Annotated in this window: 17 protein-coding genes and 1 tRNA gene; 10 read left to right on the forward strand and 8 right to left on the reverse strand. The window is 51.3% G+C overall.

Annotated elements, in window-relative coordinates; translation table 11 throughout:
- Positions 1–21: 21 nt before the first annotated feature.
- Positions 22–420 carry a hypothetical protein gene (locus BUA93_RS06570; RefSeq protein ID WP_072978366.1) on the reverse strand — a complete coding sequence of 133 codons (399 nt, stop codon included), beginning with the start codon at positions 418–420 and terminating at the stop codon, positions 22–24.
- A gap of 199 nt (positions 421–619) precedes the next feature.
- On the opposite strand from BUA93_RS06570, the gene BUA93_RS06575 reads away from it, so the two are divergent.
- Both BUA93_RS06575 and BUA93_RS06580 read left to right on the forward strand, forming a co-directional pair.
- Positions 620–952, forward strand: coding sequence for a type II toxin-antitoxin system RelB/DinJ family antitoxin (locus tag BUA93_RS06575; RefSeq protein WP_072978604.1), 333 nt, complete (start codon positions 620–622; stop codon positions 950–952).
- Positions 949–1,362: a putative toxin-antitoxin system toxin component, PIN family gene (locus tag BUA93_RS06580; protein WP_072978367.1), complete on the forward strand. Its 414-nt coding sequence runs from the start codon at positions 949–951 to the stop codon at positions 1,360–1,362. Before BUA93_RS06575 ends, BUA93_RS06580 begins: the two co-directional genes overlap by 4 nt.
- 81 nt (positions 1,363–1,443) lie before the next feature.
- Here BUA93_RS06580 and BUA93_RS06585 read toward each other — a convergent pair whose 3' ends face one another.
- Positions 1,444–3,582, reverse strand: a complete 2,139-nt coding sequence (locus BUA93_RS06585; protein WP_072978368.1) for a family 43 glycosylhydrolase — start codon at positions 3,580–3,582, stop codon at positions 1,444–1,446.
- Positions 3,583–4,326: 744 nt separating this feature from the next.
- Complete coding sequence (locus BUA93_RS06590; protein ID WP_139257842.1) at positions 4,327–5,475, reverse strand: FISUMP domain-containing protein; 1,149 nt, start codon at positions 5,473–5,475, stop codon at positions 4,327–4,329.
- Between the two features lie 113 nt (positions 5,476–5,588).
- On the opposite strand from BUA93_RS06590, the gene BUA93_RS06595 reads away from it, so the two are divergent.
- The 3 genes from BUA93_RS06595 (at position 5,589) to BUA93_RS06605 (ending at position 10,208) form a co-directional block, all read left to right on the forward strand.
- Positions 5,589–6,650, forward strand: coding sequence for a virulence RhuM family protein (locus BUA93_RS06595; RefSeq protein WP_072978370.1), 1,062 nt, complete (start codon positions 5,589–5,591; stop codon positions 6,648–6,650).
- A gap of 147 nt (positions 6,651–6,797) precedes the next feature.
- Positions 6,798–9,077 (forward strand): DUF6055 domain-containing protein, encoded by a 2,280-nt coding sequence (locus BUA93_RS06600; RefSeq protein ID WP_072978371.1) that lies wholly within the window; start codon positions 6,798–6,800, stop codon positions 9,075–9,077.
- Between the two features lie 147 nt (positions 9,078–9,224).
- The gene (locus tag BUA93_RS06605) at positions 9,225–10,208 is read left to right on the forward strand and encodes a sialate O-acetylesterase (RefSeq protein WP_254793888.1); all 984 of its coding nucleotides are present in this window, start codon (positions 9,225–9,227) and stop codon (positions 10,206–10,208) included.
- A 116-nt stretch (positions 10,209–10,324) separates the two neighbouring features.
- Here BUA93_RS06605 and BUA93_RS06610 read toward each other — a convergent pair whose 3' ends face one another.
- Entirely contained in the window at positions 10,325–11,704 is a 1,380-nt protein-coding gene (locus tag BUA93_RS06610) for a TrpB-like pyridoxal phosphate-dependent enzyme (RefSeq protein WP_072978373.1), read from the reverse strand.
- 150 nt (positions 11,705–11,854) lie between these two features.
- Here BUA93_RS06610 and BUA93_RS16210 point away from each other — a divergent pair, with 150 nt between their 5' ends.
- Positions 11,855–12,025, forward strand: a complete 171-nt coding sequence (locus tag BUA93_RS16210; RefSeq protein WP_175547383.1) for a hypothetical protein — start codon at positions 11,855–11,857, stop codon at positions 12,023–12,025.
- 33 nt (positions 12,026–12,058) lie between these two features.
- On the opposite strand, the gene BUA93_RS06615 is transcribed toward BUA93_RS16210, so the two are convergent.
- Entirely contained in the window at positions 12,059–12,970 is a 912-nt protein-coding gene (locus tag BUA93_RS06615; protein ID WP_072978374.1) for a tyrosine recombinase, read from the reverse strand.
- 127 nt (positions 12,971–13,097) lie between these two features.
- On the opposite strand from BUA93_RS06615, the gene BUA93_RS06620 reads away from it, so the two are divergent.
- The 4 genes from BUA93_RS06620 to BUA93_RS06635 all read left to right on the forward strand — a co-directional run bounded on the left by BUA93_RS06620 (position 13,098) and on the right by BUA93_RS06635 (position 18,694).
- Positions 13,098–13,170 (forward strand) — tRNA-Lys (locus BUA93_RS06620).
- A gap of 158 nt (positions 13,171–13,328) precedes the next feature.
- On the forward strand, positions 13,329–14,252 hold the full coding sequence (locus BUA93_RS06625; protein WP_072978375.1) for a sugar phosphate nucleotidyltransferase: 924 nt from the start codon (positions 13,329–13,331) through the stop codon (positions 14,250–14,252).
- A gap of 69 nt (positions 14,253–14,321) precedes the next feature.
- Positions 14,322–17,750: an MFS transporter gene (locus BUA93_RS06630; RefSeq protein ID WP_072978376.1), complete on the forward strand. Its 3,429-nt coding sequence runs from the start codon at positions 14,322–14,324 to the stop codon at positions 17,748–17,750.
- A 59-nt stretch (positions 17,751–17,809) separates the two neighbouring features.
- On the forward strand, positions 17,810–18,694 hold the full coding sequence (locus tag BUA93_RS06635; protein WP_083597200.1) for a hypothetical protein: 885 nt from the start codon (positions 17,810–17,812) through the stop codon (positions 18,692–18,694).
- Between the two features lies 1 nt (position 18,695).
- Here BUA93_RS06635 and BUA93_RS06640 read toward each other — a convergent pair whose 3' ends face one another.
- The 3 genes from BUA93_RS06640 to BUA93_RS06650 form a co-directional block, all read right to left on the reverse strand.
- The gene (locus BUA93_RS06640) at positions 18,696–19,538 is read right to left on the reverse strand and encodes a M23 family metallopeptidase (RefSeq protein WP_072978377.1); all 843 of its coding nucleotides are present in this window, start codon (positions 19,536–19,538) and stop codon (positions 18,696–18,698) included.
- A gap of 74 nt (positions 19,539–19,612) precedes the next feature.
- Positions 19,613–19,849, reverse strand: a complete 237-nt coding sequence (locus tag BUA93_RS06645) for a hypothetical protein (RefSeq protein WP_072978378.1) — start codon at positions 19,847–19,849, stop codon at positions 19,613–19,615.
- 8 nt (positions 19,850–19,857) lie between these two features.
- Positions 19,858–20,229, reverse strand: coding sequence for a DMT family protein (locus tag BUA93_RS06650; RefSeq protein WP_072978379.1), 372 nt, complete (start codon positions 20,227–20,229; stop codon positions 19,858–19,860).
- Positions 20,230–20,253 lie beyond the last annotated feature (24 nt).

Below are 20,253 nucleotides of genomic sequence, written 5' to 3' on the forward strand. Positions count from 1 at the left end.
AGTTTTAATATACAAAAAAAACTATGACGCGAAAAGTATCGCCAGCAGGGCCATCCACTCGCGGCGAGATAAAACGCCCTCTACTTCATAAAGGTTCTTTCCGCAGTACTCTTTTATTTTGCTGCCGTCCACTTCGTATATCGTGGGGCCGCAATAACGTTTTAGTTTTTCCCCGTCGAATTCCAGCAGGGTCTTTCCGCAATATTCCTTTATTTTATCCCCGTCTATCTCAAAAATGTTTTTGCCGTAATATTCTTTCACCTTGTCGCCATCAATTTCGTAAAGAGTTTTACCATAGTATTCCTTGATTTTGCCGCCTTCTATTTCAAGCAGCGTCTTGCCGTAATATTCCTTCAGTTTAGCCATGATATCCTCTTTTTTTGGGGGCTTCCATTTGAATATAATAAAAACCCTGGCCATCGTTACGGGAGGTCGGGGATTTTTTATGAGTGGGGAAGAATCCCCCCATTAATCGTCAAACGTCTTCGTAATGTCCTTTGCACGAAAGGATGTCGATGAACAGTTAGTCGTTCTCTATTGACTCTAATTCGCTGAGTTCGTTGTTTAAGTTGCATTTCGGTGTGTTTTTATGTATATTTTAACAAAAGAGGTTGCTATTATGTCACAAACCACCTTTAGCATCAGAATGGATGACAGCCTGAAAAAAGACTTTGACAAACTTTGCGAGGAGTTTGGCATGTCGATGACCACGGCGATAAATGTCTTTGCTCGTGCCGTTGTGCGCGAGAAGAGGATTCCTTTCGAGGTTTCGTCTACAAAGGCTCCCGCCTATGCCGCCGACAGGCGTGTTTTCTACAATGCAAATCCAGTTGCGAGCCGCATGTCGATGGTGATGCGCCAGCTTTCTGCCGAGGCCGAAAGAGCTGGGGCCGCCGATATGACTCTAGACGAAATCAATGCCGAAATTGATGCAGCCAGGAGCGGTCGATGAAGTATTATGCGGTCATTGACACGAATGTCATTGTTTCCGCTTTGCTGAAATGGAACTCTGTTCCTGGAGTCGTATTGCAGGCAGTTTTCAATGGATTTGTTGTTCCTGTATACAATGATGAAATTCTGATTGAGTATCGCAATGTTTTGAATAGACCGAAATTCGGTTTTTCTTCAGAGTTAATTTCAGAAACCATATCCCAGATAGAATCCTTGGGTGTTATGGAAAATGCTCTTGAAACTGTTGCAGAAGCCATGCCCGATCCAAAGGATATTGTCTTTTATTCCATTGCGCTTTCTCATGGCAAAACAGCCGAAACGCATCTTGTAACGGGGAATATCAAACATTTCCCTGCAAATCCGATTGTAGTCACCCCGCGACAGATGTTGGATATTCTGTGCATGTACTAAAAATCCCCGGCCTTCTTTACGAGAGGTCGGGGTATTTTAAAGTATGGGGGAGGCTGCGCGCGGTTTAAGATCCGCGGGAACTTATTCCCCGACTTGCAGTTTCAGGGTCTTTCCGGCGGGGTTGCGGACCACATAGACGCCGCTCCCGAAGCCGGCGGTCTTGAGTCCGGCCTTGAGGTCCGTGAGCGTTGCGCCGGCGTTCATTCGGATGTTCCCGAGCTCGGAGCCCATCAGGTCGAATACCCTGTAGCTGCCCGCGGCCCTCGCGAAAGCATTTGCCATGCCTGCGGCTCCTGCAGCTCCGGCGCCGTTATGGGCGATTTTCGGCACGATGCCCGTGGTTCCGTTGCGGATGTCCTCAGCGCTGCCTTCGCTTTCACCCCCAATTTCTCCAAATGCAATCCAGTCGAGGTTCACGTAGTCGCTTGTCACCATCACCTTGAGCACGTGCTCGCCCTCGGTGAGTTCCTTGGTGGTCGTTCCCTTGAAGGTGCCGTAGGAGTCGAAATCCCCGGTGCCCGCGAGTGCGAGCGTGTCGGTAATCGGCTCGTCGTCCATGAACAAGCGCACGCCCGTGTTGTCCATGCCGCTAGCGTAACTGAGCTCGAAGGGGAGCTTCCCGCCGGCCTGCACGTTCACGGTGTATTCCAGCCATTCGCCCTTCTGCGTGTAGCCCACGGCAAATCCGTCGCCGTTCTTCACGATATCCACGCGGTCTTCGCGATATTCCTTGCCTTGGTTTTCGGTGTCCATGTCATAGTAGGCCTTGCCGGCACCGCCCACATCGTAGTTCTCAAAGTCAATGAAGTTGGCGGGGCCTTCAACGCTTGCGCCTATAACCGGAACGTCGCATTTAGCTTCGGGGTCGGTGAGTTTTTCCTTGCAGAAGGGGCTTTGCGGAATGGCTGTCTTGCTATCCTCGAATTCCCAGTAGTCCGCTTCGAAGTCGCCTTCAAATACAAAGAATACGTCGTGCTTGCCAACGGCACCTGTGAGCGGAACTGTTACGAGGCCGTCTGCGGAAAATTCCGCCTTGCCAACAATTTCGCCGTTCACCTTGTCCAGACGGACGGTGATGCTCGACGCCTTCTTGACGTTCAGAACGGACGCCGAGAAGCTTTCTGCGCCTGCATCGCCGAATTCCACGCCACTAATCTTGGTGTATTTTCCTTCGGAAAGATTAGTGATGACCGTATTGCCGGCGGTACCGCTCTTGCGGACCCTCACGTCTTCGCCCCACGACATGGTTTCCGCTTCCACGCGCTTGTACGGGTCGAAATCTTCCACCTGAGCCACGCCATTATCCGGCCAATAATCAATTTTTTGAATAGTGCCGTCGGCGTTGTACTTCATTTCGGAAAGGCCGACAGAACGACGCTCCTTGTGTTGGAATTTCTGGCCCATCTTCTCGGACTTGTAACGCCAAAGTTCGTAATTTAGGCCGAAAACGTAGGATTTCCCCTTGAAATCGATGATACCCGGGTGGTTTCCGTTACTGCGCGACGAATGCGGCATAATGTCCCCCTTGTAGGTCCAGGGGCCCGTAATCTTGTCGCTCATGGCATACCCGATACCTTCCGCACAGCAGGTCGATGCGAAAGTCATGTAGTAATTGTTGCCGTGCTTATAGACCCAGGGGCCTTCCTGGTAATCCTTGATCTTGGGGTAGGTGACGATGGAGCCCTGAGTACTAATCATGTCCTTGTTCAACTTGATCATGTACAATTCGGGGTTGCCCCAGTACATGTAGGCCTGCCCGTCGTCGTCAATCCAGACGGTAGGGTCGATATCGTTCCAGTGCTCGCGCTGCCAGACCAGGGCCTTGTTCAAAGGTTCCTTGAAGGGGCCGTAAGGGTTATCCGCCACCAAGACGGAAATGCCGTTGCCGTGAATGGGGACGTACATGAACCACTTGCCGTCGCGCTCGATGACCTGTTCCGCCCAGGCCCCGTTGGTTTTTGTGCTCCACTTGATGTCGCCCAGGCTCGCTACGGCTCCATGACTGGTCCAGTTGACCATGTCCGTGGAAGTGTGCAAAAGCCAGTCGTACATCATGAACCCGTCGGCATTGTCCTCGTCGTGGGTCGTGTACAGGTAAACCGTATCCCCATGGACATAGGGCGCCGGGTCCGCCGTATAATTTGTCGTGATTACAATTTTCTGAGCGAAACCCGTACAAGCCAAGGCCAATACGGAAGAAACGAATAAGATATTTTTCATCTTAATCTCCAAACATGTTTTACACCAGAGATAAAGATATATCGCGAAAAGCCCCGCGGAACGCCCCGGGATTAACTTATCATTGACATTTTTACAAAAGCGGGGGAAGGCTCCCCCTGCTTGCAGCCTTGCCCTGTGTCATCCTGAGCGGAGCCTGTCATTCTGGAGCGCAGCGATAGAATCCAGGCGTAGTCGATATACGAAACTTGGCTACTTGTAGCCTTAGTTGAGTTAGGTTCGTAGGAGCAGGATCTAGGGCAAGTCTTCCAGCACCCCCTCGAACGGGCGCTCAGGCGCCGCGCCCGTAACGCCCCGGCTTCAAAATGTCCACGGCTCCAGAGCTAAGCTCGCCTCGCTCACATGGCCTCGGCCTTCGGCCGACGAATGTTCGCTCGACGACTTATCTTCTTCCGCCTTAGGGCTTTCATTTCCGGTTGTCTTGCCGCACTTGATGCGGCACCTCCTTTCCCCGCCCGCGTCATGCCGATGGAAATCGGCATTAGCTTTTCATGTCCGAAAAAAAACGCTCCGGCTCAGTCTGCTCCGCACGCTCGCATGGCCTCGGGCTTCGCCCGACGAATGTTCGCTTAGCGGCCAGGCATTCACCGTCGCTTTCTTTAGGCGTCCATTTTGTAGTTCTTGCGAGTGAAATTTTTCTTAATGTTCTTCTTAGACATAATAACCCTCAATGGGCTGTTAAGCACAGCCCTGTTTATTTGTTAAAATTGTTTGTTTAATTAACGATTACTCAACCATTACGCAACGGACGGACGCCCCATACGTTTTATAAAGATCTCGACTAGAAGCCGTTTTATCAGTATCACTCATTGATGAAATTGGAGCACCTTCTTCAGGATATTCAACAGATTCTCTAGGATAAAACCATTGAGTTGCTACTTTTTGATTCTTAAACTTATACGCCCAATTATACCCAGCCCCAAGCAAACTATATCCACTATAATTATACCCACCAAAACTTGTTGCGCGAGCATCTTCTGCGCCATGTCTATTTCCATCTGCATGCAAAATGATATAGAAATCATTTTCAGTTAACAAGCGCCAACCTTTGGGACAAATTCCCTGGTGGTTCGGCTTAATCTGATTTGCACAGCTCTTGGTATTGCACTCGCTCGGTAAATTCATCATCTCGGCCCACTGATAAAGTCCACCATATTTGTCACAGTTGGTAGTGTCATTATCGTAGCAATAGCGTTCTATTTTAGAATCGTTATTTTGGTCTTCTTCACCATCAACCATTTCACCAATATTCAAATTTTCCGCCATCACGGTAACAGAAGCAGAATTTTCATCTTTGTCTTTTCCATTAATTGTCAAATAGTAATAGGAGCGCCCGTTACGGGTATCGGTAAATTTCTTGTAGGCCCCAGTAAGGACGCTATCTGAATATAAAGCTCTTCGATGATTATACGGCACATATTCGCTACTACTCGACGGTTCCACCATACTGCAGCTCGAAACCACAACACTCGAAGAAGACTGCTTAACTTCTTCGCTGCTGCTCGACTTTGCTTCAGAAGAAGAAGAGTTCACCGAAGAACTAGATTCCTTCGCCTTTTCTACTGAAGAACTAGAATTTTCGTCTTTTTTAGAAGACGAAGAGGCGACCTCACCTTCGCTAGAAGATGACGTCGACTTTTCTACCGAGGAAGAAGACTTTTCCTTATCGGCACTCTTTTGCGAGCTAGAAGAATTTTTGGAAACCTCATCGCTACTGCTCGAAACTTCCGCAATCGGGTCAGGGTCGGCACTGCTGGAGCCGCTGTCGCACGCAGTAAACGCAGCAAAGACAAGAGCCATGGCAAGAAGTATGGATTCCCTACGCTTCGCTTCGAGAATGACAGGCCAAGAATGACGCAATGTAAAAATCTTCACAGAAGACCTCCAGTAACCTCGAAATTCTACACCCCAAATTTAATTTATTTTCGCACAAATTGTCCCCTCCGGCTATTGACAGGGGTGTTCAATTTATATATATTAGTGTTCAAATGAGCAAAAATAGTCAAAAAATCAATCCCGTGTCTATCCGCAGTTCCGCTGCAGAATACTTGACTTATGTGGCTGCCGTGGGCGGTTCCGAACAGAGCGTCGAAATGCGTTACGAAGACGAAAACGTATGGCTCACGCAAAAAATGATGGCAGAACTGTACGGGGTCGATGTGCGTACGGTTAATGACCATATTTCAAAAATTCTGGCAGATGGTGAATTGCCCGAAAATCCAACTATCCGAAATTTTCGGATAGTTCAAACAGAAGGTTCACGACAGGTTTCCCGTGAAATAATGCACTACAACCTCCAGATGATTATCGCCGTGGGGTTCAAGGTCAACAACGAGCGGGCGGTGCAGTTCCGCAAGTGGGCGGGGCAAATTGTCAAGGATTACACCATCCAGGGCTGGGTCATGGACAAGGAGCGGCTCAAGAATTTCGGGACAATCCTTACCGAAGACTATTTCGAACGGCAATTGGAGGCCATTCGAGAAATCCGCATGTCGGAGCGGCGCTTTTACCAGAAGGTGACTGATATCTATTCGACTGCGCTAGATTACGATCCCTCTGCAAAAATTACCCGGGATTTTTTCAAGAAGGTCCAAAACAAGCTCCACTGGGCGATTCACGGCCATACGGCGGCGGAACTCATTGTAGAACGGGCTGACAGCCAAAAGGAGCACATGGGGTTAAAGACCTGGGCTGCATCTCCAAAGGGCAAAATTCTTCAGTCCGACGTAGTTGTCGCAAAGAATTATCTTGAAGAAGATGAACTCAAGGCCCTGGAGCTGATTGTCTCGGGTTATCTGGATTTTGCAGAAATGCAGGCCGCAAGGCACATTCCCATGACGATGGAAGACTGGGCGAGGCATCTTGACCGCATTCTTGAGGCTACGGAGCACGAACTTTTGACAAACGCGGGCAAAATTTCCATGGAAGTGGCCCAGGCCCACGCCATTACGGAATGGGAAAAATATCGCGTGGTTCAGGATAAGCTTTTCCACAGCGATTTCGACTACTTTTTGGAATTGCACGAAAAAATGGCACAGTACAAAGCGTAACTGTGCCTAAATAGCGGGGGAGTGTCGCGCGGGATTATTTCAGGTATTGGGAAGATTGTTTAATTTCGTAAACAAGCGTTCATTTTAATTAAACGAGCTTATATTTATTTATATCGCCCGCGTGGGTGTGTTGTTTGGGAAAAATGTATGAAAATCAATCATGGTATAAATTTTGCCATGGCGGTATTTTGCGCAGGTGCCGTAAGCGCGAACGCCGCCATTGAATGGGTAAATCAGTGTGCCAGTAACGGCTTTACACTGATTGCGGAATCGGATCACTTTGAAGTTTGCAAGAAGCCGACGACCGACGATGGCCAAGCGAATAATGTCTCGATTCCGAATGCGGATGCGCAGGGCGTGCTTACGTCGCTCGAAAAAGTTTATTCATTCTATATCGATTCGCTCGGCTGGATATTGCCCTTCCCGAAAAGCCCGGATAAAAAGCTCAAGAGCAACATTTACGTGTTCGACAACTCCGTCATGGCGGCGCTTTACGGCGGGCAGGACTACGTAAAGGGCCTGAACAACGAATTTGGCCCCGGTATGTGGATTGGCGTGGGCTCGCTGAAGGATTACTGGGGCACATCGCACGAATTTGCGCACGGCCTGCAAGGCGTTGCGGGCTGGATGGGCAACAACAGCCATTCGGGCTGGTTTGCCGAAAGCCACGCGAACTGGATGGCGCATCAATACAATCCGAACGACGCCCATTGCTCGGAATACCTGATTAATTATCCATACCTGTATTACGGTTCTACGCGCGACCGCTACTGCAACTGGCAGTTCTTGGAGCACCTCAAGGAAGAATTCGGCGGCGGCTACAAGGGTGCTCACGAAGTCAACCGTATTTGGATGGAATCGATTCGCGACGGGGAAGACGGCCGCATGGAGCAGACTCCGTTTACCGCGATGATGATGGTTTACGGCTGGTCGCTCGATAGCTTGAACCAGCAGTTCGGCAAGTTCGCGATGAAGAACGCGACGCTCGAGTATGCTCCCGCAAAGAAGGCTTTGTATAAAAAATCCTATGGCGACTATGAATTCAAGACGCGTCGTGACGCAAGCTGGGGCGACAACTACCGCAGACACCCGCGCGTGACCATGCTGAACAAGATGGAATGCGCGGCGGGCGAGAAGTGCGCGGACCGCTACATTTCGCCGAGTTATTGGGCTCCACAGCGCTGGGGCTACAACTTGGTGCGAATCTATCCGGATTCCGCCGGAAAGGTCACCGTCAAGTTCCGTGGCATTGTGCAGGACAAGCCGACTGTGAGCGGGTATAAATGCTTTGGCGACAACACCGATCACTACATGGGAAAATCATACAACTGGTGCAATTACGCGCCCGACAAGCTGCCGGACCCGGCCTCGGGCTGGACGGTCGGGCTAGTCGCGGAGGGCGCGGACGGAACGCCCCGTTACAGCAAGATGAAGCATGGAACCGGATTCAATCTTGAAATCGAGACAACGGCAAGCGACAAGGCTTTGTGGCTTGCCGTGACGGCGACTCCGGCTGAAATGCAGACGATTTTGTGGGACCACTTCTACTACAGCATTTATCGTTACCCGTACATGATCGAGGTCGTGAATGGCGCTCCCGAGGGCTACAACAAGGATTTCTGGAAGCCCGCAAATGCGAGCGGATACACTAAGCACAGCAACGGCGGCGGTCTCGTGAGCAGCAAGGCGAAGGTCGATGCGAGCGTGTTCGTGGGCCCCGACGCAGTCGTGAACGGCGGTACCATTAGCGGCAAAGCCCGCATCGAAGACTTCGCGGTCGTAGACGGCGGCACCATTAGCGGGAATGCCGTTGTTCGCGGGCGCGCGCTCGTGACAGCAGGTACCATCGGCGACGATGCCGTGCTCGAAGAAGACGCCTGGCTCGTGAGCGGAAGCATTACCGGCAAGGCGAAAGTCGGCGCGCTTTCGATTATCGTGAATACGACGGTGACCGACAACGCTCAAGTCTACGGCGTGATGTGGGCGGTAAATGGCAAAAAGCTCTCTGGCACGGCGCAGTTGCGCGGCGACCTCGAAAACAACTTCGACAAGGAAATCTCGAAGGGGATCTTCTACGGCATGGTCGACAACGGAATGCTTAACAATGCAAACTACGGCGCAAACCTCACGACTCCGCCAACCGATGCGACTGCGAGCCTCGACAAGGCCGTATGGTATGCCGTGGCCGATGATTCCACTGGAACGAATCCTACGGGGACTGTTCATGCTCAAAGCCTGCGCCTGAATTTGGCGGACGATACTTTTGAAGTGTTCAATTTGAACGGAAAGTACCTGGGTGTCGTTAAAAATGCGGCCCGGGATCGAATTTCTATGCAAGAATCTCTGCGCAGGGCGGGCCTGAACGCGGGCACATACCTTGTTCGTGGCAAGGATTCTCGCGAAATGCACCGAGTAAATCTGCGGTAAACGGGGTTTTAGGGGTGTCCCCTAGGAGAGGAGGTAGCGAACAACGCCGTGTGAGCGAGGGGGAGACTTCCCCCTTTGTTCATTTTTTTGTTATAATAACGGATAGCACAAGAAGGGGAATATTGTTTGCTAAAAATTGTCCTCATAATGCTGGCTTTGATCAGCGTGGCAAGTTTTGCTCAGGACCCGAATCTGCATATCTATATTGCATATGGGCAATCCAATATGGCAGGGGAGGGGGCGCTCTTGAGTTCGGACTATGTGCCGATCCCGCGTTTTTATGTGTTGCGCGCTGCTGATTTTTCGGACCAGAAGGTGGGGGAACTTTATCCGGCGATGCCTCCGATGGGGCATAGTCAGTCGATGATCGGCATATCGGATTTCTTTGGTCGCAAGATGGTGCAGGAACTTCCGGACAGCGTCAGTGTTGCCGTGGCGAACGTGGCTATCGGAGGGCAAAGCATCGACCTGTTCGACAAGGACCGCAATGCAGAGTATATTGAAAGAATGAAAAGTACCGGAACTACCTGGTGGTGGATTCCGTACTTGAACGAATATGGGGGCGACTTGCACCAGCGCATCGTCGAAATAGGCAAGATTGCTAAACAGAAGGGCGTTATCAAGGGATTCTTGTTCCACCAGGGCGAGGCGGATAACCAGATGAACGACTGGCCCAAGCGAGTCAAGAAGGTCTATGACGATTTTATCAAGGAACTGGAACTCGATCCGAAAAAGACTCCCATATTGATAGGTGAACTTGCGCCGACGGGCGACTATGGCTGGAGAAATACGGCGGTTGCGGAAGCCGTTAGTCTGATTCCAAATGCGCATCTGATTTCGGCGCAGGGATGCCCTGTGCTTAAGGAAACGGATGCCTTGACGCATATCTCGTACAAACTCCATTTTACCCGAGAAGGTTACGAGATTCTGGGATCTCGCTATGCTGTAAAGATGCTTGATTTGCAAGGCATAAAGGCCAGCACCGACGCGATTGCGGCGACGCCTCGCGTGCGAGCAGAGGATTCTCGGGAACCACGACTTTATTTTGATACGCGAGAACAGGCCGTTTTTATTCGGGTGCAAAAAAACGGAAGGGAAGTCCGGTACCGTGTGACGGGAAAAAGAAAATAAGGCGTGCGCCTGGAAAGCAAAAGCCCCGGATTAAATCCGAGGCTCACTTAATATTTGCTCATACCTCAAAGTGCCGAAGGCACGACCTCGTGCCTCTAGCGCTTTGGGCGTATCTGTTACACCTGCGGAAGCTGGGCGAGGCTCTTCGCGATGTCTTCATCCGTCGGGATGTAGTCGTTCATTTCGCCGTCGTTGAACTTCTGGTAGGCCACCATGTCGAAGTAACCCGTGCCGGTGAGACCGAATACGATGTTCTTGGCCTGGCCGTTTTCCTTGCACTTGAGGGCTTCGTCGATGGTTGCGCGGATGGCGTGGCTGGATTCCGGAGCCGGGAGAATGCCTTCGGTCTGGGCGAAGAGCTTGGCGGCTTCGAATACCTTGGTCTGTTCCACGGACGTTGCGCGCATGAGGCCCTGATCGTAGAGTTCAGAGAGGATGGTGCTCATGCCATGGTAACGCAGGCCACCAGCGTGGTTGGCTGACGGCATGAAGCTGGAGCCGAGAGTGTACATCTTGGCGAGCGGGCAAACACGACCGGTATCGCAGAAGTCGTAGGCGTACTTACCGCGAGTGAGGCTCGGGCAGCTTGCCGGTTCCACAGCGAGAATGTCGTAGTCGGCTTCGCCACGGAGCTTTTCGCCGACGAACGGGCTAATAAGGCCACCGAGGTTGGAACCACCGCCGGCGCAACCGATAATAAGGTCGGCCTTCACGCCAAGCTTGTCGAGAGCGGCCTTGGTTTCGAGACCGATCACGGACTGGTGCAGCAACACCTGGTTCAGCACGGAACCGAGAACGTAGCGGTAACCCGGCTGCTTCACGGCGGCTTCCACGGCTTCGGAAATGGCGCAACCGAGGCTTCCGGTGGTGCCCGGGAATTCGGCGTTGATCTTCTTGCCGATTTCGGTGTTCATAGAAGGAGACGGAGTCACAGATGCACCGTAGGTGCGCATGACTTCGCGGCGGAAGGGTTTCTGTTCGTAAGAAACCTTCACCATGTAAACCTGGCAATCCAGTCCGAAGAAGGCGCTGGACATCGAAAGAGCCGTGCCCCACTGGCCTGCACCCGTTTCAGTCGTCACGCCCTTGAGGCCCTGCTTCTTGGCGTAGTAAGCCTGAGCGATGGCGGAGTTGAGCTTGTGAGAACCCGAGGTGTTGTTTCCTTCGAACTTGTAGTAGATGTGAGCCGGAGTGCCGAGTGCCTGTTCCAGGAAGTAAGCGCGAACGAGCGGCGACGGACGGTACATCTTGTAGAAAGTACGGATGTCTTCAGGGATTTCGATGTAAGGAGTGTCGTTATCGAGTTCCTGCTTGATGAGTTCATCGCAGAAAACCGGCTGGAGGTCTTCGAAAGTCACCGGCTTGCCGGTACCCGGATTCAGGAGCGGAGCGGGCTTCTTCTTCATGTCGGCACGGACGTTGTACCATGCCTTCGGGAGTTCGTCTTCTTTAAGGTAAGTCTTGACCTGACCTTCGATCTTGAGCGAGTTTCTCATACTAATTCCTTTTTTGCAGCCTGCTTAGGGCGAAAACATATTTTTGCCACAACAATATAAAAAAAGTTTGTCGTAAAATGAGTTTGTCTACGCCGATATAGTCTAAAATGGAATAGTTGACATAAAAAATTTTTTTAGTATATTGAAAGTATGGCTATAAATCATACACTATTCACAGGGCAGACGGAACCGGCAGGGGAGGTCCGCGTGTTGCATACTGGGGAGGGTGCAAAACCACTCCCGGTCCATAGTGGCAAAAAGTCCATTCGCCTGCGTACGCACCGAAAGCCTAAAGTAAAATCCGTGAGCAAGGAACCGTAAACTTTTACGGAACATGCTCATCATCGAAACCCTTTAACGACGTTGCTGTAAAGCAGCGTCTTTTTGTTCTCTCGGGTGGTGCATCCGGTGCTCTTGCTTGATAAATTCCTTATCGATATGCGTATAAATTTGTGTGGTGCTGATGTCGGCGTGGCCAAGCAGTTCCTGCAACACGCGCAGGTCCATGCCCGCCTCGAGACAATGCGTGGCGAAACTGTGCCGGAACGTGTGCGGCGAAACTTGCTTGCTCAGGTGCATGGTATGCTGCTGCACGATTTTCCAGGCTCCCATGCGGCTCATAGGCTTGCCTCGGGAATTTAAAATTATGTTGTCCGTAGTCGGGTGCGTGAGCGGACGGCCGAGTTCAATCCAGGCTTTTAGATTCTCTTTCGCCTTGCTGCCGAGTGGAACCAGGCGCTGCTTGTTTCCCTTGCCGATCGGCGTGAGCCATTCATTGTCGATGTCCAACTGCGAAAGTTTGATGCCGAGCGCCTCTGAAATGCGGAGCCCTGCGCTGTACATGAGCTCGAAAAGTGCCGTGTCGCGTAGCGGGTTCTTGCCGTTTGCGGCACTCTCGAACACGCTGTCGATTTCTTCGCGGGTGAGGTATTGCGGCAGGTAATGGCCCAGTTTCGGACGTTCAAGCATCGAATCGGTGCTGTAGTCATACTCGCCCTGGTTCTGCATGTACTTGAGGAATCCGCGCAGGCTCGAAAAATGCCTCGCGATGGAGGTGGGGGAGTATTCCTCTTGACCGGCGGTAAGCGTCAGGAACTCGTCCAGCTTTTCGGGGGTGAGTTCCTTGAGGTCCAGGCCGATTTCGTCGAGCCAGGCTACAAAATGCCGCAGGTCTTCCTGGTAGCTCTGGATGGTAGCGGGCGAAAGGTTCCGTTCCACTCCCAAGAAGGCTAGGTAACTGTCCATGCGGTTCGAATTAAGGCTCATGGTAATAATATAGAACTTAGAGCTTAGAGCCTAGAGCTTAGAATTAGATTTTTTTGAAAAAAATGCGTTTTTACCCCTTGACAGGGAATTTTTTTTATTCTATAATTGTGCGCGTCCAAGCGACAATGGATGATTAGCTCAGTTGGTAGAGCAGCTGACTCTTAATCAGCGGGTCGCAGGTTCGACCCCTGCATCATCCACTAAAAACCGTCTCCATCCCGAGGCGGTTCTTTCTTATATGTCATGTTTTTCGCAGGTCTCTTTTGGCGATGTGCTTGTAAGTTTTCACGTTGACATTTTGTAAGAAAATTCTATTTTATAAGACAATATAGAGTTGTTTAAGAGGAATTTTTCGATAATGAAGATTGTTTTGCCTGTTGCTGGAAACGGACTTCGCTTGCGCCCTTTTACAGAAAATGTACCAAAGTGTTTGCTCCCCGTTGCCGGAAAGACTATTCTGGATTGGATTGTTGAAAAATCGCTTGAACTTAAGCCTTCTGAAACCATTTTCATTACAGGCTACAAGGCCGAAGTTGTGGACCAATTCCTGACCAAGCGTTCTGCGTGGGGCAAAACCCGCACGGTTCTCCAGGGCAATCCCCAGGGCCTGGGCGAAGCGGTCAGCCTCGCACTTCCATTCGTGGATGACGACGAACCGGTGCTGATTATTTTGGGCGACACCCTCTTCGAAGCAGACCTTTCCATCTTGAACGATGTTGACCAGAACGTCCTCTACACTTATAAGGTCGAAGATCCGCGTCGCTTTGGCGTGGCCGTCACCGATTCTACGGGCTGCATTAAACGCCTTGTCGAAAAGCCGCAGGAATTTATTTCGGACGAAGCGATTGTAGGTATTTACTACATCAAGGATACCAAGGTCCTTAAGGAAAGCCTTAAGTACTTGATGGACAACAACATCCGTACCAAGAACGAGTTCCAGCTCACGGACGCCCTCGAAATGATGATCGAGAAGGGATGCCGCTTCCGTACTGCCCCCGTAAGCAAGTGGCTGGACTGCGGCCTTGCCGAAACGCTCCTCGAAACCAATGCCCATGTACTCAAAGGTTACGACAATTCGTCTTCGGTGAACCTCCCTGGCGTCAAGTTGATAGCCCCCTGCCATATCGGCAAGAATGTGAAAATCGTGAACAGCACCATCGGTCCGAATGTGTCGGTGGGGGATGGTTGCGTTGTCGAGAATAGTACCCTCAAGAATGCTGTCCTTTGGGATGGCGTCAAGGTCGAAGGTCGCACGCTCGATAATGTGATTGTACACGAATAGCCCTGCTGCTTAGACCCCTATTTTTCTAAATTTAAACCTGTAAAATAATCTTTTTTACAGGTCTTTTTTATGTGGAAAATTAAAGGAGCTATCCGTTACTTCCTATCCATCCTAGCGATGACTTTTGTGCAGATGGGAGTGTTCATCTACGCCCAAAAGATTCTCTCGGGGTCGTTTACCAATGTTGAATCGGGGCAGACCTGGCAAGCTTTCATGCTGCAGATTTTCTTCCTGGCACCATACATTCTGATGGTGTTTTTCGCAGGTTTTTTCACCAACAAGTTTTCCAAGAACAAGGTGCTGGCGTGGTCGGCTCTGACCATGACACTCTTTGTGATTGCCCAGTCGGTGCTGGTAACCTGCAACTGTCCGCGCGTGGCGTTCTGGCTTTCGATAGGGCTCAGCTGCGGCTTTGCGGTTCACAGTGCGGCCAAGTACGGTATCCTTAAGGAGATGTTCGGGGTCCGTAACCTGAGTTTTGCGAATGCGTTCTTGCAGATTTTTGGTCTGGGCGGCATCATTTGCGCCTCGTGGCTTGCCGTGGTGGGCGTGAACCTGATTAACCTGGAATCGCTGCAGTCGTACGCTGCCGTGCACCGCATTACATCGGAGTCTGTCGTTATCCCGTGGATCTTGTCCGGCGTAGGTGTCCTTGGTACGGTAGCCAGCTTTATGGTTCCGAAGGTCAAGTACGAAAACCCGAACGTGAACATTTCGAATGTAAAAAAGCACTTGAGCCTCGGCTGGCGTGTACCGACATTGCGAGCCTCGATTATCGCCCTTTCGATGTTCTGGGCCTTGGCGCAGGTGTTCGTGCTGATGTACCAGGATGTGTCGGGAACGAATGAAATCGATACGATTCAGAATTATCTTGCTTTTACGATAGTGGGTTTGATGGTGGGGTCGGTCATTGCGGCCACCAAGTCTCGCGACTTTATTGAAACCGGCTTTATTCCGATGGGGATGATCGGTGTCTCGGTGTGCATGTTCCTGGTGCCGTTCTTTGTGCATCCGTTTGCGCTGGTGGTGTTGTATTCTCTGACCGGTATTTTTGGCGGACTTTTCTTGGTGCCGGTCAATGCGCTGTTGCAGTACAACACGCGTCCGAACAATTCCGGGTCGGTGCTTGCGCTTGCAAACATGATCCAGGCGCTGGTGCTCATTGCCTTCCTGTTCCTGTTCTCGATGATGGTGCACTATACCGACATTCGTCCGCAGCATTATTTCTTGGGACTTGCCGTCGTTTCGCTGCTCGTCTTTGTCTGGACGATTTCGAACTTGCCGCAGGCGCTTTTGCGTACGATGCTCAAGCTCGTGTTCAACCGCTACCGTATTCGCGTGTTGGGCGTGCAGAATATTCCGAACGAAGGACCTGTGCTTCTGGTGGGTAACCATCATAGCTTTATTGACTGGGCTATGATCCAGATGGCCTCTCCGCGTCCGCTCTGCATTGCAAGTAACAAGGACCACTTTGAACGATGGTATCTGCGTGCCGTGCTCAAGCGCCTAGGAATGATCCGTATCGACAATAACAACCCCAAGGAGGCAATGGATAAGATTCATGAGGCTCTCCTTGCCGGTAAGGCGGTCGTGATTTTCCCGACGGGCGAAGTGTCCAAGTCGCCGCATGTGGAACCTTTCACGATAGACTATTCGTCGGCTATTGACGAGACGGATGCGGTTATTGTTCCTTTCTACATTCAGGGACTCTGGGGATCCAACTTCAGTTACAGCGGCTCCGACATGTACGGTGCATCTGCGGACCGTGCGGTAACGGTTGCTTTCGGCAAGGCGATTCCTGCCACTACACCTCCTAACGAGGTCCGAGCTATTATCCGTAAGATTTCGATCGATGCCTGGAAGTACGCCGTCAAGTTTGTCCGCCCGATTGCGGCATCGTGGATTCGTACCTGCAAGCGTTACGTGAAGCATGGCCCGGCAATCTACAATACCGACGGGGGGCATTTTTCGGGCTATAAGCTGATGGGTGCCGTGATGGCTTTCCGTGGACTTTTGAGGAAAAAGCTCGGCAAGGACGAACAAAATATCGGTATTATGCTCCCGCCTTCTCCGGCAGGCGTTATCGTGAACCTGGTGCTCTGGGTCATGGGCAAGACGAACGTGAACCTGAACTATACCTCTTCTGTAGACAACGTAAAGTACTGCTGCGAAAAGGCGGATGTATCGACGGTCATTTCGAGTAGGCAATTTATCCAAAAACTGAAGGGTCGCGGAAACGATTATTCGCAGGTGGCTTCCGACAAGGTGCGTATCCTTTATGCTGAAGACCTGATGAAGGAAATTCCGAAGGCAAAGATTGCCGCCCTGTTGTTCCTGTGCATTATTATGCCGTCGTGGCTGATCCGTTTTGTGTTCTGCAAGCGTACCAGCCTTGACGATACTGCCGTGATTGTGTTCAGTTCCGGTTCTGAGGGTACCCCGAAGGGTGTTCTCCTTTCGCACCGTAACCTGATGGGCAATATCCAGCAGCTGGCCTGTATCATTAACGTGAGCCGCGGCGACGTGATGCTTTCGGAACTTCCGCTGTTCCATAGCTTCGGCCTTACGGTGACGACGCTCTTGAACCTCACGGAAGGTTGCCCGATCGTAGCTGTGGCTGACCCGACCGACGTGAAGACGATGGCGCGCGTTTGTTCTGAATTCCACGTGACCTGCCTAGTGGCGACGCCGACTTTCTTGCGCGCCTTTACGGTTAGCCGCTATGTGCATCCGCTCGTGTTCAAGTACGTGCGTATGATTATTGCCGGTGCCGAAGCCTTGCGCCCGGAACTGGCGACGGCATTCCGCCTTAAGTTCGGTAAGGAAATCTACGAAGGTTACGGCTGTACCGAAACTGCTCCGGTGGCCTCGGTGAATACCGAAAATACGCTGCGTAACGACTATATGACGCTCCAGGTGAACAATAAGCCCGGAACCGTTGGGCCGGCTCTCCCCGGAACGCAGTTCCTGATTGTGGACCCCGAAACGAATATTCCGCTGCCGACAGGCGAGGCGGGCATGATTCTGATCGGCGGCTGTCAGGTGATGCAGGGGTACCTCAAGGACCAGGAACGAACCGATAGCGTTATCGTAAAAATTGACGGCATCCGCTATTACCGTACGGGCGACAAGGGTTACCTCGACGAAGATGGATTCCTTACGATCGTTGACCGTTACAGCCGCTTTGCAAAGCTCGGTGGCGAAATGATCAGTCTCGGAGCTGTCGAAAAGAAAATTCAGGATACGCCGGTGCTGGAAGGTTGCGATTACCTGGTGACGACGATTCCGGATTCCGCGAAGGGCGAAAAGATTGTGCTCCTGTACCAGGGTGAAAAGGATCCGAAGGATGTGCTTTCGGAATTGCGCGCAAGCGGATTCCCGCCGATTATGCTTCCGTCGCTTGCTTTCGCGGTCGAAAAGGTGCCGAAACTTGGTACCGGCAAGGCTGATTTTACCACGGCAAAGAAAGTTGCCAAGGAACTGGCTGGAGTAAAATGAACAATGTGTAGTGTGTAATGTGAAATGACTAATTACACACCTCACACTAGTAAAAGCCTATGACTGAAGAAAAAGAGATCCGTGGACTGACTCCTGTGCGTACGGCTCGAGTGATTTCGACGCTGGTTGCCCTGATGGGCATGGTTTTCCTGCTGATGCAGCGCGTGCTGTCGGCGGTCCTACAGATGGCGACTGATGGATTGAACCTCGGGCTTGCGCGCTACAACACCTTTACCGGACGCATGGCGCTCCAGAATTTTCCTGAAGACCGTCAGCTTTTTAAACTCCTCAAGGATGTCCAGTCGATTCTTCCGAGTGCCGAAATGGCCTTGACGGTGTTAATGGTTGTTGCGATTGTGCTACTTGCGGTGGCGCTGGTGGGGCTTGCTTTGCCGCGTCCTTATGTACATGTGCTGGTGGCCTTGAAAATCCTCAAGTGGAAAACGGGCGATGCCGATGAAGTCGAAAACGCGTCCCTTCGCGAAATACTGGAGAAAATAGGGGATGTCCCGCTCAAGAAGCTTGCGATTCCGTTTGGAATTGTGGCTGCACTCGTGATTGTTGCCCTTGTCATTTCCAACTGCCACGACAAAATCAAGGCTGCTTCGGTTGATGGTGCGGTTGATGAATTGCAGCAGCAGGCGGCAACTTATATCAGTGCGCAGCGTTCCTATTTTGCCCAGAAAAAGGTTGTCGGTGGGGCCAAGGCGTTGCAGCTGCCCGATTCCCTTTCAACGGATGCATTTACATACAAGATTACCGGGTCGCGATTCTTGGCTACATCTAAGGTCCCGCTTGGAGATTGCCCTGCCGGAACCAAGTGGTACGTGAGTGCTTCAGTGAAGGGTGTCTTTGAAAAGGAATTGCAGCTTTACCGTGCTCTTCCGAAGGATTCCGCCTGCGCTAAGCTGACTCCTGAATTCAAAAATATAGGCCGAAAGTAACTTATTTGCTGCCGCGCAGCTTTTGTCCCGCCTTGAGCGGTGCACCGGGTTTCAGGTTGTTGATGCGGCAGAGCGATTCAATTGAAATATTAAACCAGTTGGCGACATCCCCTTGGGAGTCGCCTTTTTTGACGATGTAGTAGTTGTTGTCACGGAGCTTTGCTTGAATTTTTCGGTGGGCCGCCGTCGCTTTTTTCATCGAGAATTGGTCTACGCCGTCTTTGAGACTCCAGTGGGGAAAATCAATAATGGTGCAGGGATCGATATTGACTTCTCCGTAGCGGATTTCAAAATGCAGATGCGCCGCCGAAGATCTTCCGGAGTTGCCAGCGAGTCCGACGATGTCGCCCGGAAAAACTTCGTCGCCGACCTTGAGAAGCCGCTTGGACAGGTGGGCGTAGAGAGTCTCAATTCCGTTCGGGTGCTTGATGAGTACGTAGTTGCCGTAACCGCCCTTATTGTAGCGTGACATAGTGACGATTCCCGGATATGCGGCGACGACGGGTTCATCTTTAATGACATTTACGTCGACGCCCCGGTGCAGGCGGTGGCTACGGATTCCGTAAGGGGAGCCGACGAGCGCCTCGTGAGTGATAGGAAGGAGCATCGTGGAAAAGTCAAAGAATTCGCCGTTGTTACCGCTTTTGCGAGACTGAGCCTGCTTGAGGTCGGCCTTTTTTACGTCGTTTGGCTTTGCGTGGGAAACCTGCTCGTTAGCTGGTCCTGAGGCGTGTTCGTTATTGACTGAATCGGGTGCGCTAGCTTGTTCGAGACTGTCCTGAGGTGAGGGCTGTTGGGGATTTTCTGGCACCGTTGCACGACGCGGAGACTTCTTGGTTTCCACAATTTCGTATTCGACTCCCTGCTTTTCATATAGGAGCGCCTTGGTGAAGGCTTTGGGATCGTCCGCCTTGATCTTTATTTTTTTTGATTTTTTTCGGAGGCTTTCTTCGTTTTTTTATTGTCGCTTTTCTTGGCTTTGCTGGATTTCTTGGAAGATTTCTTGTCCGATTTGGAGGAGGTCTTGCTCGATGTCTTGTGGGAATCCTTGACGCTGGAATTACTCTTGGCTTCGGCGGGGGCACATAGGCAGACGGTTGCCACGATGATTGCGACAAGGAGACTGGCCCATTTATGTGTTGCCGGAAACGCCATTTTGCGGTTTATTTAAGGAAGGCAAAGAAAACGGCCGCGATAATGCAGGCGAAGGCCACGATGTGGTTCCAGTGCAGAGCTTCGTTATTGAAAACCGTTGTCGCGATGACGGTAAACACCGTTAACGAAATGGCTTCCTGGATGATTTTTAGTTGCATCAGGGTGAAGGGGCCGCCGTTGATGCGGCTACCGATGACGTTTGCAGGAACGGCGATGCAGTATTCAAAGAAGGCGATTCCCCAAGAGGCCACAATTACGAGAAATAGCGGCCAGTCGGTGCTGATGTGCATTTCCTTGAGTTTTAGGTTCCCGTACCAGGCGAAAGTCATGAATACGTTGGAACAGCAAAGGAGAAGAATGGTGAAAATGCCGGCTTTCATAATATAGTAGACAGTAGGAAGTAG

The sequence above is a fragment of the Fibrobacter sp. UWH4 genome (assembly GCF_900142475.1).
GTDB lineage: Bacteria > Fibrobacterota > Fibrobacteria > Fibrobacterales > Fibrobacteraceae > Fibrobacter.